Below are 13,152 nucleotides of genomic sequence, written 5' to 3' on the forward strand. Positions count from 1 at the left end.
ACAGATGCGCGCGCCGCGCCGGCGAAGCGTGCCGGCGAACGACGCCGCGCGTCGCTTATGATGGCCGGCTACGCATCCGGAGACCACCCATGCCCAGCATCGACATCCATCGCCCCCACCAGCTCCCGCTCGCCGACGCCCGCGCCGTGGTCGAGCAGGTCGCCGCGCGCATGCGCGAGAAGCTCGGCGTGGAGAGCCGCTGGCAGGGCGACACCCTGCTCTTCTCGCGCCAGGGCGTGGACGGATCGATCGCGGTGAGCGCCGACGCGGTCCACGTCAGCGCCAGGCTGGGCCTGCTGCTAGCGCCCCTCAAGGGCATGGTGGAAGAGGAAATCCGCCGCAAGCTGGACGAGCATTTCGGCGGCCTGGCCTGAGCATTCTTCAACCAGGCGCCAGGACATGCCATAATGGCATGCTAACGCGGCCATGTCGGCCGTGCTCGCACACATCCGACGGAACGCATGGCCAAAGACGACGTCATCGAAATGGAAGGCTCGGTCCTCGAGACCCTGCCCAACACCATGTTCCGCGTGCAGCTGGAAAACGGGCACGTGATCATCGCCCATATCTCCGGCCGCATGCGCAAGCACTACATCCGCATCCTGACCGGCGACAAGGTCAAGGTCGAGATGACCCCGTACGACCTGACCAAGGGTCGCATCACCTACCGCATGAAGTGATGCCCGCCGCGGGAGCGCGCCTGCGGCGCGAGTGACCCGCAAAGCGACATCCGGCAGCGCCCGAAACGAGAAGGCCGCGTCCATGGACGCGGCCTTCTGCCATGCCCGCAAAACGGCCGGGTTTACCCGACCACCGCCGGCAGCGTCTGCGCCGCCTCGGTCTCCACCTTGAGCTCGCCGTCGCGCACGCTCAGGGTGACCTTGCCGCCCTCGGACAGCTTGCCGAACAGGAGCTCGTCGGCCAGCGCGCGCTTGACCTTCTCCTGGATCACCCGCGCCATCGGGCGAGCGCCCATCTGCGGGTCGAAGCCGTGTTCGGCCAGCCAGCGGCGGGCGTCGGCGGACACGTCCAGCGACACGTGCTTCTCGCTGAGCTGGGCCTCCAGCTGGATCAGGAACTTGTCCACCACGCGCAGGATGTGCTCGAAGTCCAGCGGGTTGAACTGGATGATCGCGTCCAGCCGGTTGCGGAACTCCGGCGTGAAGGTGCGGCGGATCACTTCCTTCGCGTCGGTGGCATGGCTCTGCTCCACGAAGCCGATGCTGCGCCGCGCCGCCTGCTGCGCGCCGGCATTGGTGGTCATCACCAGCACCACGTTCTTGAAGTTGGCCTCGCGGCCGTTGGTGTCGGTGAGCACGCCGCGGTCCATCACCTGCAGCAGGATGTTGAACACGTCCGGATGCGCCTTCTCGATCTCGTCCAGCAGCAGCACCGCGTGCGGATGCTTGGTGACCGCCTCGGTGAGCAGGCCGCCCTGGTCGAAGCCGACGTAGCCCGGAGGCGCGCCGACCAGCCGCGACACCGAGTGCGCCTCCATGTACTCGGACATGTCGAAGCGGATCATCTCGATGCCCAGCTGCATCGCCAGCTGGCGGGTGACCTCGGTCTTGCCCACGCCGGTGGGGCCGGCCAGCAGGAAGCTGCCGATCGGCTTGGCCGGGTCGGCCAGGCCGGAGCGGGCCATCTTGATCGAGGCGGCCAGCGCCTCGATCGCCGCATCCTGGCCGAACACCACCATCTTGAGGTTGCGCTCGAGGTTCTTCAGCACGTCGCGGTCGGAGGCGGACACCTGCTTGGCCGGGATGCGCGCCATCTTGGCCACGATGTACTCGACCTCGGCCACGTCGACCTTGCCGGTGCGCTGGTCTTCGGGCAGCAGGCGCTGGCGGGCGCCGGCCTCGTCGATCACGTCGATCGCCTTGTCCGGCAGCAGCCTGTCGGGAATGTGCTTGACCGACAGGTCCACCGCCGCCTTCAGTGCGTCGGCGGTGTAGACCACGCCGTGGTGCTCCTCGAAGCGCGTCTTGAGGCCCTTCAGGATCTCCAGGCTGTCGGCCACGCTGGGCTCGACCACGTCGATCTTCTGGAAGCGCCGGGCCAGCGCGCGGTCCTTCTCGAAGATGCCGCGGAATTCCTGGAAGGTGGTGGAGCCGATGCAGCGCAGCTCGCCCGAGGCCAGCATTGGCTTGATCAGGTTGCTGGCGTCCATGGTGCCGCCCGACGCCGAGCCCGCGCCGATGATGGTGTGGATCTCGTCGATGAACAGGATCGCGCCCGGCTGCTTCTTGAGTTGGGTGATCACCGCCTTCAGGCGCTTCTCGAAGTCGCCGCGGTACTTGGTGCCGGCCACCAGGGCGCCGAGGTCCAGCGACCAGATGGTGGCGCTCTCCAGCACCTCGGGCACCTCGCCGTCCACGATCCGCTTGGCCAGGCCCTCGGCCAGCGCGGTCTTGCCCACGCCGGCCTCGCCGACGTAGAGCGGGTTGTTCTTGCGGCGGCGGCACAGCACCTGGATGGTGCGCTCGATCTCGTCCTGGCGGCCGATCAGCGGGTCGATCTTGCCTTCCAGCGCCAACTCGTTGAGGTTGCTGGCGTACTCGCTGAGCGGGTTGCCCTTCGGCTCGCCGCCTTCCTCGCTCTCGCGCTCGCCGGAGGCCATGCCCGGCGACTCGTCGCCGATCTTGGCGATGCCGTGGGAGATGTAGTTGACCACGTCCAGCCGGGTGATCTCCTGCTGGTGCAGGAAGTACACGGCGTGGGAGTCCTTCTCGCCGAAGATCGCCACCAGCACGTTGGCACCGGTGACCTCCTTACGGCCGGAGGACTGCACGTGGTAGACCGCGCGCTGCAGCACCCGCTGGAAGCCCAGCGTGGGCTGGGTGTCGCGCTCGTCGCCGGGCGGCAGCACCGGCACGGTCTCGGCGATGATCCGCTCGAGGTCCGCGCTGAGCCGCGGCAGGTCCACGCCGCAGGCGCGCAGGGCGCCGAGCGCGGACTGGTTTTCGGTAAGTGCAAGCAGCAGGTGCTCCACCGTCATGAATTCATGGCGCTGCTCGCGGGCCCGCTTGTAGCACTGGCCGATGGTTACTTCGAGATCCTTGCTGAACATCCGGACCGTCTCCGTTTCAAGACCTGGGCGGCAACTGCCGCGATGGCTACAAAGTGGGGTCGTTCAGAGCTTTTCCATAGTGCACAACAGAGGATGTTGGTTGGCGCGTGAATAATCGTTCACCTGCGTCACCTTGGTCTCCGCCACCTCGCGGGTAAACACGCCGCATACGCCCTTGCCGCGCGTATGGACATGCAACATCACCTGTACGGCTTTCTCCTGATCCATGCCAAAGAAGCTTCGCAACACCTCTACCACGAAGTCCATGGGAGTGAAATCATCATTCAGCAGTAGGACCTGATACAGCGGCGGCCGCACCACCTCCGGCTTGGCCGTTTCGACCGCCAGACCGTGTCCGCTGCCGTGCTCTTGTTCGGGTTCGTGCGCCATGGTCACCGTGGATAGCTCGCCTTCGGAGTCAGTATACGCCGCGGCTTTCGGGCCGTTCGGGCGTCGTCGGCTTGAGGTGATGGCACAATGTCGCCATTTCCAGTGCCTCTCGCCGTCCCCTGCCTAAATGACCTCTTCCGCTTCCGCCGCCGAGATCTGGCGCCCCCATGTAACCGTGGCCTGCGTGGTCGCCGACGGCGACCGCTACCTCATGGTCGAGGAGGAGGTCGGCGGCCGGCTGGTCTACAACCAGCCGGCCGGCCATCTGGACGACCATGAAAGCCTCGCCAGCGCCGCCGTGCGCGAGACGTTGGAGGAAACCGGCTGGACGGTGGCGTTGACCGACCTGATCGGCGTGCACCAGTGGCGCAGCACCGAGCATGGCGACGGCGTAGTGCGCTTCAGCTTCGCCGCCCGCGCGCTGTCCCACGACCCGCGCCGGCCGCTGGACACCGGCATCCACCGCGCGCTGTGGCTGACCCGCGGCGAGATCGCCGCGCTGGGCGAGCGCGTGCGCAGCCCGCTGGTGCTGCTCAGCATCGACGCCTGGCTCGCCGGCCAGCGCCTGCCGCTGTCCTGCGTGGCCAGCCTACTGCCCGAACCGCCCGCGCCATGAAGGTGATGCTGGGCATGTCCGGCGGCGTCGATTCCTCGGTCGCCGCCCTGTTGTTGCAGCAGGCCGGCCACGAGGTCGAGGGCCTGTTCATGCAGAACTGGGAGGAAGACGAGCGTACCGGCCCCTGCACCGCCGACGCCGACCGCAAGGACGCCGTAGCCGTGTGTGGCCGCCTGGGCATCCCCTTCCACGCCCGCAATTTCGCCGCCGAGTACTGGGACGGCGTGTTCGAGCACTTCCTGGCCGAATACCGCGCCGGCCGCACGCCCAACCCGGACGTGCTGTGCAACCGCGAGATCAAGTTCAAGACCTTCCTGGACGAGGCCCGCGCGCTCGGCGCCGAGAAGATCGCCACCGGCCACTACGCCCGCGTGGACTTCCGCGACGGGCAGTACCGGCTGCTGCGCGCGGTCGACCAGGCCAAGGACCAGACCTATTTCCTGCACGCGCTGGGCCAGGCCCAACTCGCCGCCACGCTGTTCCCGGTGGGTGAGATCGAGAAGGCCCGGGTGCGCGAGATGGCCCGCGCGGCCGCCCTGCCCACCCACGCCAAGAAGGACTCCACCGGCATCTGCTTCATCGGCGAGCGCGACTTCCGCGCCTTCCTCGGCCAGTACATCCCGGCCCGCCCGGGCGAGATGCGCACGCCCGAGGGCGTGCGCATCGGCGAGCACCAGGGCGCGATGTACTACACCCTGGGCCAGCGCAACGGGCTGGGCATCGGCGGGCGCGCCGGCGTCGGCGGCGCGCCGTGGTACGTGGTCGGCAAGGACGTCGCCGCCAACGTGCTCTACGTGGCGCAGGGCGGCGAGAACCGCTGGCTGTACTCGCGCCGGCTGCGCAGCGAGGCGCCCAGCTGGGTGGCCGGCGGGCCGCCGGCGGCGCAGTTCCGCTGCACCGCCAAGACCCGCTACCGCCAGCACGACCAGGCCTGCACGGTCAACGTGCTCGGCGACGGGCTGGAGGTGATGTTCGACGTGCCGCAGCGTGCGGTGACGCCCGGCCAGTCGCTGGTGCTCTACGATGGCGAGGCGTGCCTGGGCGGCGCGGTGATCGCCGCCACCGACGCGCCGTTCGGGGGCCTCCCCACCCCTCACGGGATCTGATTCGTGCTTGAAACCTTTGCAACCAACGAAAAGCGCGTGCTGGCGCTGGCCGGCCTGTTCCAGGCCGTGCGCCTGGCGCAGCAGCTGGCCAGCGAGGGCCGCTGCGACGAGTTCGCCATGGCCGCCGGCGTGGCTAGCGTGTTCCGCCTCGACTCGCCGTCGGTCGCGGCGGTGTACGGCAACGCGGCCGGCGTGCGCCTAGGGCTGCGCGAGTTGATCACCCAGCTCGACGACGGCAGCCGCGACATGGCGGTGACTCGCATGGCGGTCACCGTGATGCGGCTGGAGCGCAGCCTGGCGCGGCATCATGCGCTGCGGGACAAGCTGCGCGACGGCATCCAGCTGGCGCAGCGGCAGGTGGCCCATTTCGGGCAGGATTCGCCACAGGTCATACGCCGGCTGGCCGACCTCTACGTGCAGACGCTGTCCACGCTCAAGCCGCGGGTGATGGTCACCGGCGATCCGCAGCAATTGCAGCAGCCGGCGGTGGTGGAGAAGGTGCGCGCCAACCTGCTGGCGGCGGTGCGCTCGGCGGTGCTGTGGCGGCAGCTGGGCGGGCGGCAGTGGCAGCTGATCGTGAGCCGCCGCCAGAGCATCATGCTCGCCCGCGGCCTGCTGACCGGGGCCACCCTCGACAACGGCTGAGGCCGCGCCGCCTACCCGGCCGGCGGCGCCCGCTCACTCCACGTCGACGGGCTTGAGCCCCGGCCGCTGCCGCGCCAGCTTGCGCAGCAGCTCGGCGAAGCGCTGCAGGTCCTCGTGCCAGGGCGAGGCCTCGCGCCAGTACAGGGTGATCGTGCGCCCCGGCGCCTGGCCCTTGAGCTTCGCCAGCACGATGCCGGGCATCGAGGCGAGCCGCTCGCGCGCCAGCGCCGGCACCAGCGCGTAGCCGCCGCGCAGCACCACCAGCGCGGCCAGGCTTTCCAGGCTCACGTCCTGCACGTGGGCGCCGCGGCCGGCCATCGCCTCGTCGTGGCTTTCGGCCATCAGCGTGGCGTCGGCGGCGTCGAGCTGGTCCAGGTCCACGCTGCGCCGGTTGGCCAGCGGGTGGTCGGCGCGCAGCACCAGCTCCCACGGCTCGAAGAACAGCGGCCGCATGGCGATGCCGCTGGCCGGGTTCGCCGGCGGCCCCAGCACCGCATCCAGCTCGCCCTCGTGCAGCCGGCGCAGCAGGCCGCGCGGCTTGCCCTCCGACAGGCTGAGCCGGGCGCCGGGGAAATGCTGCGGAAACGGCCCGACCAGGTGCGGCAGCAGGTACGGCCCCAGCGTTACCGGCACGCCGAGGCGCAGCTCGCCGCCGAAGGCCACCGCGCCGGCACGGGCCACCTGCTGCAGCTGCTCGCCCGCGGCCAGCACCGCCGCGATCTGCACCAGCAGCCGCTGCCCGCCCGCGGTGGGCACCACCTGCCGGCCGCCGCGCTCGAACAGCGGCGCGCCCAGCGCCTGCTCCACCTTCTGTACCTGGTGCGACAGGCCCGAGGGGCTGATGTGCATGGCGCGCGCGGCGCTGTTGAAACTGCCGTAGCGGTGCACCGCCTGCACCAGCGCGAGATCGCGCAGGGACACCGCCGAGAGACTGCTCGAGATCATCCGCCAGGACCTTGGCCGCCCATGCGGCCGAAGGCGTGCATGCTACGCCGCCGGCGCCAAACGACGAAGCCCGGCATGCGCCGGGCTTCGCGGAACGGTCCCGCCTGCGGATCAGGCGGCGACGGTGTCGGCCGCCTGCTTGAAGTCCGCAATCTGGTCGAAGTTCATGTAGCGGTAGATCTTCTCGCCGTTGGCGTTGATCACCCCGATGTCGGCCATGTACTCGGCCTTGGTCGGGATGCGGCCCAGCCGCGAGCAGATCGCCGCCAGTTCGGCCGAACCCAGATACACGTTGGAGTTCTTGCCCAGGCGGTTGGGGAAGTTGCGGGTGGAGGTGGAGAACACCGTGGCGCCCTCGCGCACCTGCGCCTGGTTGCCCATGCACAGCGAGCAGCCGGGCATCTCCATGCGCGCGCCGGCGGTGCCGAGCACGCCGTAGTGGCCTTCCTCGGTGAGCTGCTGCTGGTCCATCTTGGTCGGCGGGGCCACCCACAGCTTGGTGGGGATGTCGCGCTTGCCCTCCAGCAGCTTGGACGCCGCCCGGAAATGACCAATATTCGTCATGCACGAGCCGATGAACACCTCGTCGATCTTGGCGCCGGCCACCTCCGAGAGCGTCTTCACGTCGTCCGGGTCGTTCGGGCAGGCCACGATGGGCTCGTGCACGTCGGCCAGGTCGATCTCGATCACCGCGGCGTATTCGGCGTCGGCGTCGCGCTCGAGCAGCTGCGGGTTGGCCAGCCACGCCTCCATCGCCTTGATGCGGCGCTGCAGGCTGCGGGCGTCCTGGTAGCCCTGCGCAATCATGTATTTGAGCAAGGTGATGTTCGAGTTGAGGTACTCGATGATCGGCGCCTTGTCGAGGTGCACGGTGCAGCCGGCGGCCGAGCGCTCGGCCGAGGCGTCGGACAGCTCGAACGCCTGCTCCACCTTGAGCTTGGGCAGGCCCTCGATCTCCAGGATGCGGCCGGAGAAGATGTTCTTCTTGCCCTGCTTGGCGACCGTGAGCAGGCCCTGCTTGATGGCGTAGAGCGGGATCGCGTTGACCAGGTCGCGCAGCGTGACGCCCGGCTGCAGCTCGCCCTTGAAGCGCACCAGCACCGACTCGGGCATGTCCAGCGGCATCACTCCGGTGGCCGCCGCGAAGGCGACCAGGCCGGAGCCGGCCGGGAAGGAGATGCCGATCGGGAAGCGCGTGTGGCTGTCGCCGCCGGTGCCCACGGTGTCGGGCAGCAGCATGCGGTTGAGCCAGGAGTGGATCACGCCGTCGCCCGGGCGCAGGCTGATGCCGCCGCGGGTGGCGATGAAGGCGGGCAGCTCGTGGTGGGTCTTCACGTCCACCGGCTTGGGGTAGGCCGCGGTGTGGCAGAACGACTGCATCACCAGGTCGGCCGAGAAGCCCAGGCAGGCCAGGTCCTTCAACTCGTCGCGGGTCATCGGGCCGGTGGTGTCCTGCGAGCCCACCGAGGTCATCTTCGGCTCGCAGTAGGTGCCCGGGCGCACGCCCTGGCCTTCCGGCAGGCCGCAGGCGCGGCCGACCATTTTCTGCGCCAGGGTGAAACCCTTGCCGGTGTCGGCCGGCTGCTGCGGCAGGCGGAACAGGGTGGACACCGGCAGGCCCAGCGCCTCGCGCGCCTTGGCGGTGAGGCCACGGCCGATGATCAGCGGAATGCGGCCACCGGCGCGCACCTCGTCGAACAGCACCTCGGACTTGACCTGGAACTCGGCGACCACCTCGCCGTTCTTGAGCGCCCTGCCCTCATAGGGGCGCAGCTCGATGACGTCGCCCATCTCCATCTTGGAGACGTCGAGTTCGATCGGTAGCGCGCCGGCGTCTTCCATGGTGTTGTAGAAGATCGGCGCGATCTTCGAACCCAGGCACACGCCGCCGAAGCGCTTGTTCGGGATGAACGGGATGTCCTCGCCCGTCCACCACAGCACCGAGTTGGTGGCCGACTTGCGGCTGGAGCCGGTGCCCACCACGTCGCCCACGTAGGCCACCAGGTGGCCCTTGTCCTTGAGGTCCAGGATCTGCTGGATCGGGCCGCGCTTGCCGTCCTCCTCCGGCTGGAACGGCGCGCCCTCGCGCTTGTTCTTCAGCATCGCCAGCGCGTGCAGCGGGATGTCCGGGCGGGTGGTGGCGTCGGGCGCGGGCGAAAGGTCGTCAGTGTTGGTCTCGCCCGGCACCTTGAACACGGTGACGGTGAGGCTCTCGGGCACTTCCGGGCGGCTGGTGAACCACTCCGCGTCGGCCCAGCTCTCAAGCACCGCCTTGGCGTTGGCGTTGCCCTGGTCGGCCTTGTCCTTGACGTCGTGGAAGGCGTCGAACATCAGCAGGGTCTTCTTGAGCGCCTCGGCGGCGATGGCGCCCACCTGCGCATCGTCCAGCAGCTCGATCAGCGGATGGATGTTGTAGCCGCCCAACATGGTGCCCAGCAGCTCGGTGGCGCGCTCGCGACTGATCAGCGCGCTCCGCTCGCTGCCGAAGGCCAGCGCGGCGAGGTAGGACGCCTTGACCTTGGCCGCGTCGTCCACGCCGGCCGGCACGCGGTGGGCGATGAGATCGACGAGAAACGCTTCCTCGCCCGCCGGCGGTTGCTTGAGCAGTTCGATCAGCTCGGCGGTCTGCAGCGCGGTGAGCGGCAGCGGCGGGATGCCCAGCGCGGCGCGCTCGGCGAGGTGTTGGCGATAGGCAGTGAGCATGAGGTCTCATCCGTTGAAAAGCGTAGGGCGCAGAGCCTGCTTCCCATGGTGCGGACGGCCCGTGGGAATGGGCCAGCGCAGCCTCTGCGGAAACCGGAACGGGCCCGCTCGGACCCGCTCTCCATACCGCCGGGGGCGGCATATTCGGCTGACAATTTTGCCAGCCGGCCGCAAGGCGCCGCAATGCAAAGCAACGTTTCCGGCAGCGTTCGAAAACTTGCAACGGGCAACGGGGCTCGCTGGCGCACAAATCACTTGCATGCCACGCTCAAGGGCCCAAACTCTTGCCGCATCGCTGGCAGGCAGGTTTCCCCGCCCCGACCGCCGCGCGCTCCTGACGGTTTCCCAGCCACGCTTCGTGCAGTAGCCAAGTTACGCAACAAGGAGTCATCCCATGCTGGATACATTCGCCACCCGCGACACCCTCGTCGTCAACGGCAAGCGCTACCACTACGCCAGCCTCGCCAAGCTCGGCCAGCGCTTCGACCTGAAGCGCCTGCCCTACTCGCTGAAGATCCTGCTGGAAAACCTGTTGCGCCACGAGGACGGCGTGAACGTCACCGCCAAGGAGATCGAGGCGGTGGCCGAGTGGGACGCCAAGGCCGAGCCCGACACCGAGATCGCCTTCATGCCGGCCCGCGTGGTGCTGCAGGACTTCACCGGCGTGCCCTGCGTAGTGGACCTGGCCGCGATGCGCGACGCGGTGGTGAAGCTCGGCGGCGACGCCACCCAGATCAATCCGCTGGCACCGGCCGAGCTGGTGATCGACCACTCCGTGCAGGTGGACGTCTACGGCTCCAAGTCGGCGCTGGAGCAGAACGTGGCGATCGAGTTCCAGCGCAATCAGGAGCGCTACGCCTTCCTGCGCTGGGGCCAGAAGGCCTTCGACAACTTCAAGGTGGTGCCGCCGCGCACCGGCATCGTGCACCAGGTGAACCTCGAGCACCTGGCCCGGGTGGTGTTCACCGCGGAGAAGGACGGCGAGGCCTGGGCCTATCCCGACACCGTGTTCGGCACCGACTCGCACACCACCATGATCAACGGCGTGGGCGTGCTGGGCTGGGGCGTGGGCGGCATCGAGGCGGAGGCGGCGATGCTCGGCCAGCCGTCCTCGATGCTGATCCCCCAGGTGGTGGGCTTCAAGCTCTCCGGCAAGCTGTCCGAGGGCGTCACCGCCACCGACCTGGTGCTCACCGTGACGCAGATGCTGCGCAAGCTCGGCGTGGTGGGCAAGTTCGTGGAGTTCTTCGGCCCCGGCCTCAAGAACCTCGCGCTCGCCGACCGCGCCACCATCGGCAACATGGCGCCCGAGTACGGCGCCACCTGCGGCATCTTTCCGATCGACCAGGAGGCCATCAACTACCTGCGCCTGTCCGGCCGCGACGAAGCGCAGATCGCCCTGGTCGAGGCCTACGCCAAGGCGCAGGGCCTGTGGCACGACGAGCACACGCCGCATTCGGACTACACCACCGTGCTCGAGCTCGACCTTGCCGACGTCAAGCCGTCCCTGGCCGGCCCCAAGCGCCCGCAGGACCGCGTGCTGCTGGAGGGCGTCAAGCAGAGCTTCCGCGACGCGGTGGGCCCGCTGACCGTCAACCGCAAGCCGCGCAACGGCGACTCCGCGCGCTTCGCCGACGAAGGCGGCGCCACCGCGATCGGCAACGAGGCCAACGTGATCGACGACGGCAGCGTGCAGGTGGAGAAGGACGGCGCCAGCTTCGAGCTGAAGGACGGCTCGGTGGTGATCGCCGCCATCACCTCCTGCACCAACACCTCCAACCCGGCGGTGATGCTGGGCGCGGGCCTGCTCGCCAAGAAGGCCGCGGCCCGGGGCCTCAAGGCCAAGCCGTGGGTGAAGACCTCGATCGGCCCGGGCTCGCTGGTGGTCACCGACTACCTGGAGAAGACCGGCCTGCTGGCCGAGCTGGAGAAGGTCGGCTTCTACATTGTCGGCTACGGCTGCACCACCTGCATCGGCAACTCGGGCCCCTTGCCGGCCGAGATCAGCAAGGGCATCGCCGAGGGCGACCTCGCGGTGGCCTCGGTGCTCTCCGGCAACCGCAACTTCGAGGGCCGCGTGCACCCCGAGGTGAAGATGAACTACCTGGCCTCGCCGCCGCTGGTGGTGGCCTACGCGCTGGCCGGCTCGCTGGACGTGGACCTGAGCCGCGACCCGCTCGGCACCGGCAGCGACGGGCAGCCCGTGTACCTCAAGGACGTCTGGCCCACCAACAAGGAGATCTCCGACGCCATCGCCGGCGCGGTCAGCCCGGCCATGTTCGAGAAGAACTACGCCGACGTGTTCAAGGGCGACAGCCGCTGGAACCAGATCGCCTCGCCGGACGGCTCGGTGTACCGCTGGGACGACTCCACCTACATCAAGAACCCGCCCTACTTCGAAGGCATGACGATGGAGCCGGGCACGGTGGAGGACATCCACGGCGCCCGCGTGCTCGGCCTGTTCGGCGACTCCATCACCACCGACCACATCTCGCCGGCCGGCTCGATCAAGAAGGACAGCCCGGCGGGCCGCTTCCTGATCGGCAAGGGCGTGGAGCCGAAGGACTTCAACTCCTACGGCTCGCGCCGCGGCAACGACGACGTGATGGTGCGCGGCACCTTCGCCAACATCCGCATCAAGAACCTGATGCTGGACGGCGTGGAGGGCGGCTACACCCTGCACGTGCCCTCGGGCGAGCAGCTCGCCATCTACGACGCGGCGATGAAATACAAGGCCGAAGGCACGCCGCTGGTGGTGATCGCCGGCAAGGAATACGGCACCGGCTCCTCGCGCGACTGGGCGGCCAAGGGCACCCTGCTGCTGGGCGTGAAGGCGGTGATCGCCGAGAGCTTCGAGCGCATCCACCGCTCCAACCTGGTCGGCATGGGCGTGCTGCCGCTGCAGTTCCGCGAGGGCGAGAGCGCCAGGTCGCTGGGCCTCACCGGCAGGGAGTCGTTCGACATCACCGGCCTGGAAGGCGGCGAGTCGAAGCTCGCCACGGTGGTCGCCACCGCCGCCGACGGCAGCGCCAAGACCTTCACCGTCAAGGTACTGCTGCTGACGCCGAAGGAGCGCGAGTTCTTCCGCAACGGCGGCATCCTGCAGTACGTGCTGCGCCAGCTGGCGAGCAAGAAGGCGGCCTGAAACGGCCGCCGGCCGGCACGGCGAGGCCACGGTACGAGCCGGGCCTTCGCCGTGCCGCGCTACATTGCGCGCTCCCAGGTCGCCGCATAGCAGTGCCAGTCGCCGTCCTCCACCCGCCAGGCCGACTCGATGCGGTAGATGCCGGCCTGGTCCGGCAGCAGCCCGCCGCCGCCGGTGAGCGTCACCGTCACGCGCGCCACCCGGCGCTCGCCGCGCGCCTCGATCTCGACCGGGCCCATGGTCACGCCGATGCGTTCGTGGCGCAGCCGGAACACGCGCACCAGGTTGCCCAGCGCGCGGCGATCCAGTTCGCCGTGGTTGCCGTCGAAGTCCTCGCTGAGCGGCGCCGTCACGCCGCCCACGTCCGCGGCCTCGGCGGCCTGCGCCACGCGGTCGATCGCCGCGCGCAGCCGCGCCTCGTCGGGCGGGCGGTGACAGCCGGCCAGGCAGGCCAGCATGGCGGCGGCAGCCAACAGCCGCCGCACCCTTTCCAGACCGCGCCGTGGCGCGGCATCCTCGCTGCGCCGCGGCT

The 13,152-nt window shown here is 69.2% G+C and carries 11 protein-coding genes; 6 read left to right on the top strand and 5 right to left on the bottom strand.

Annotated features, from left to right (window positions below; translation table 11 throughout):
* Positions 1-89: 89 nt before the first annotated feature.
* Together ACH65_RS11960 and infA are read left to right on the top strand one after the other, a co-directional pair.
* Positions 90-374, top strand: coding sequence for a polyhydroxyalkanoic acid system family protein (locus tag ACH65_RS11960; protein WP_049622828.1), 285 nt, complete (start codon positions 90-92; stop codon positions 372-374).
* An 87-nt stretch (positions 375-461) separates the two neighbouring features.
* Entirely contained in the window at positions 462-680 is a 219-nt protein-coding gene (gene infA / locus ACH65_RS11965; protein ID WP_049622829.1) for a translation initiation factor IF-1, read from the top strand.
* 122 nt (positions 681-802) lie between these two features.
* Here the strand turns inward: infA and clpA are convergent, their stop codons facing one another.
* A complete protein-coding gene (clpA, locus tag ACH65_RS11970) occupies positions 803-3,070 on the bottom strand; it encodes an ATP-dependent Clp protease ATP-binding subunit ClpA (protein ID WP_049622830.1) in 2,268 nt (755 codons plus the stop codon).
* Positions 3,071-3,133: 63 nt separating this feature from the next.
* Complete coding sequence (gene clpS / locus ACH65_RS11975) at positions 3,134-3,460, bottom strand: ATP-dependent Clp protease adapter ClpS (RefSeq protein WP_049622831.1); 327 nt, start codon at positions 3,458-3,460, stop codon at positions 3,134-3,136.
* A gap of 127 nt (positions 3,461-3,587) precedes the next feature.
* On the opposite strand from clpS, the gene ACH65_RS11980 reads away from it, so the two are divergent.
* From ACH65_RS11980 to hflD, 3 genes are read left to right on the top strand one after another with little or no spacing between them, the layout of a single operon-like run.
* On the top strand, positions 3,588-4,076 hold the full coding sequence (locus tag ACH65_RS11980) for an NUDIX hydrolase (protein WP_049622832.1): 489 nt from the start codon (positions 3,588-3,590) through the stop codon (positions 4,074-4,076).
* Complete coding sequence (mnmA, locus tag ACH65_RS11985; protein ID WP_049622833.1) at positions 4,073-5,182, top strand: tRNA 2-thiouridine(34) synthase MnmA; 1,110 nt, start codon at positions 4,073-4,075, stop codon at positions 5,180-5,182. Before ACH65_RS11980 ends, mnmA begins: the two co-directional genes overlap by 4 nt.
* A 3-nt stretch (positions 5,183-5,185) precedes the next feature.
* Complete coding sequence (gene hflD / locus ACH65_RS11990; protein WP_049622834.1) at positions 5,186-5,827, top strand: high frequency lysogenization protein HflD; 642 nt, start codon at positions 5,186-5,188, stop codon at positions 5,825-5,827.
* A 33-nt stretch (positions 5,828-5,860) separates the two neighbouring features.
* Here the strand turns inward: hflD and ACH65_RS11995 are convergent, their stop codons facing one another.
* On the bottom strand, positions 5,861-6,772 hold the full coding sequence (locus ACH65_RS11995) for a LysR family transcriptional regulator (RefSeq protein ID WP_049622835.1): 912 nt from the start codon (positions 6,770-6,772) through the stop codon (positions 5,861-5,863).
* 111 nt (positions 6,773-6,883) lie between these two features.
* Complete coding sequence (locus ACH65_RS12000; RefSeq protein WP_049622836.1) at positions 6,884-9,475, bottom strand: bifunctional aconitate hydratase 2/2-methylisocitrate dehydratase; 2,592 nt, start codon at positions 9,473-9,475, stop codon at positions 6,884-6,886.
* 394 nt (positions 9,476-9,869) lie between these two features.
* Here ACH65_RS12000 and acnA point away from each other — a divergent pair, with 394 nt between their 5' ends.
* Positions 9,870-12,620, top strand: coding sequence for an aconitate hydratase AcnA (gene acnA / locus ACH65_RS12005; protein WP_049622837.1), 2,751 nt, complete (start codon positions 9,870-9,872; stop codon positions 12,618-12,620).
* 59 nt (positions 12,621-12,679) lie between these two features.
* On the opposite strand, the gene ACH65_RS12010 is transcribed toward acnA, so the two are convergent.
* Positions 12,680-13,093 (bottom strand): hypothetical protein, encoded by a 414-nt coding sequence (locus ACH65_RS12010; protein WP_336884810.1) that lies wholly within the window; start codon positions 13,091-13,093, stop codon positions 12,680-12,682.
* Positions 13,094-13,152 lie beyond the last annotated feature (59 nt).

It is taken from the genome of Frateuria defendens (assembly GCF_001182895.1).
GTDB classification, from domain to species: Bacteria; Pseudomonadota; Gammaproteobacteria; order Xanthomonadales; family Rhodanobacteraceae; genus Frateuria_B; species Frateuria_B defendens.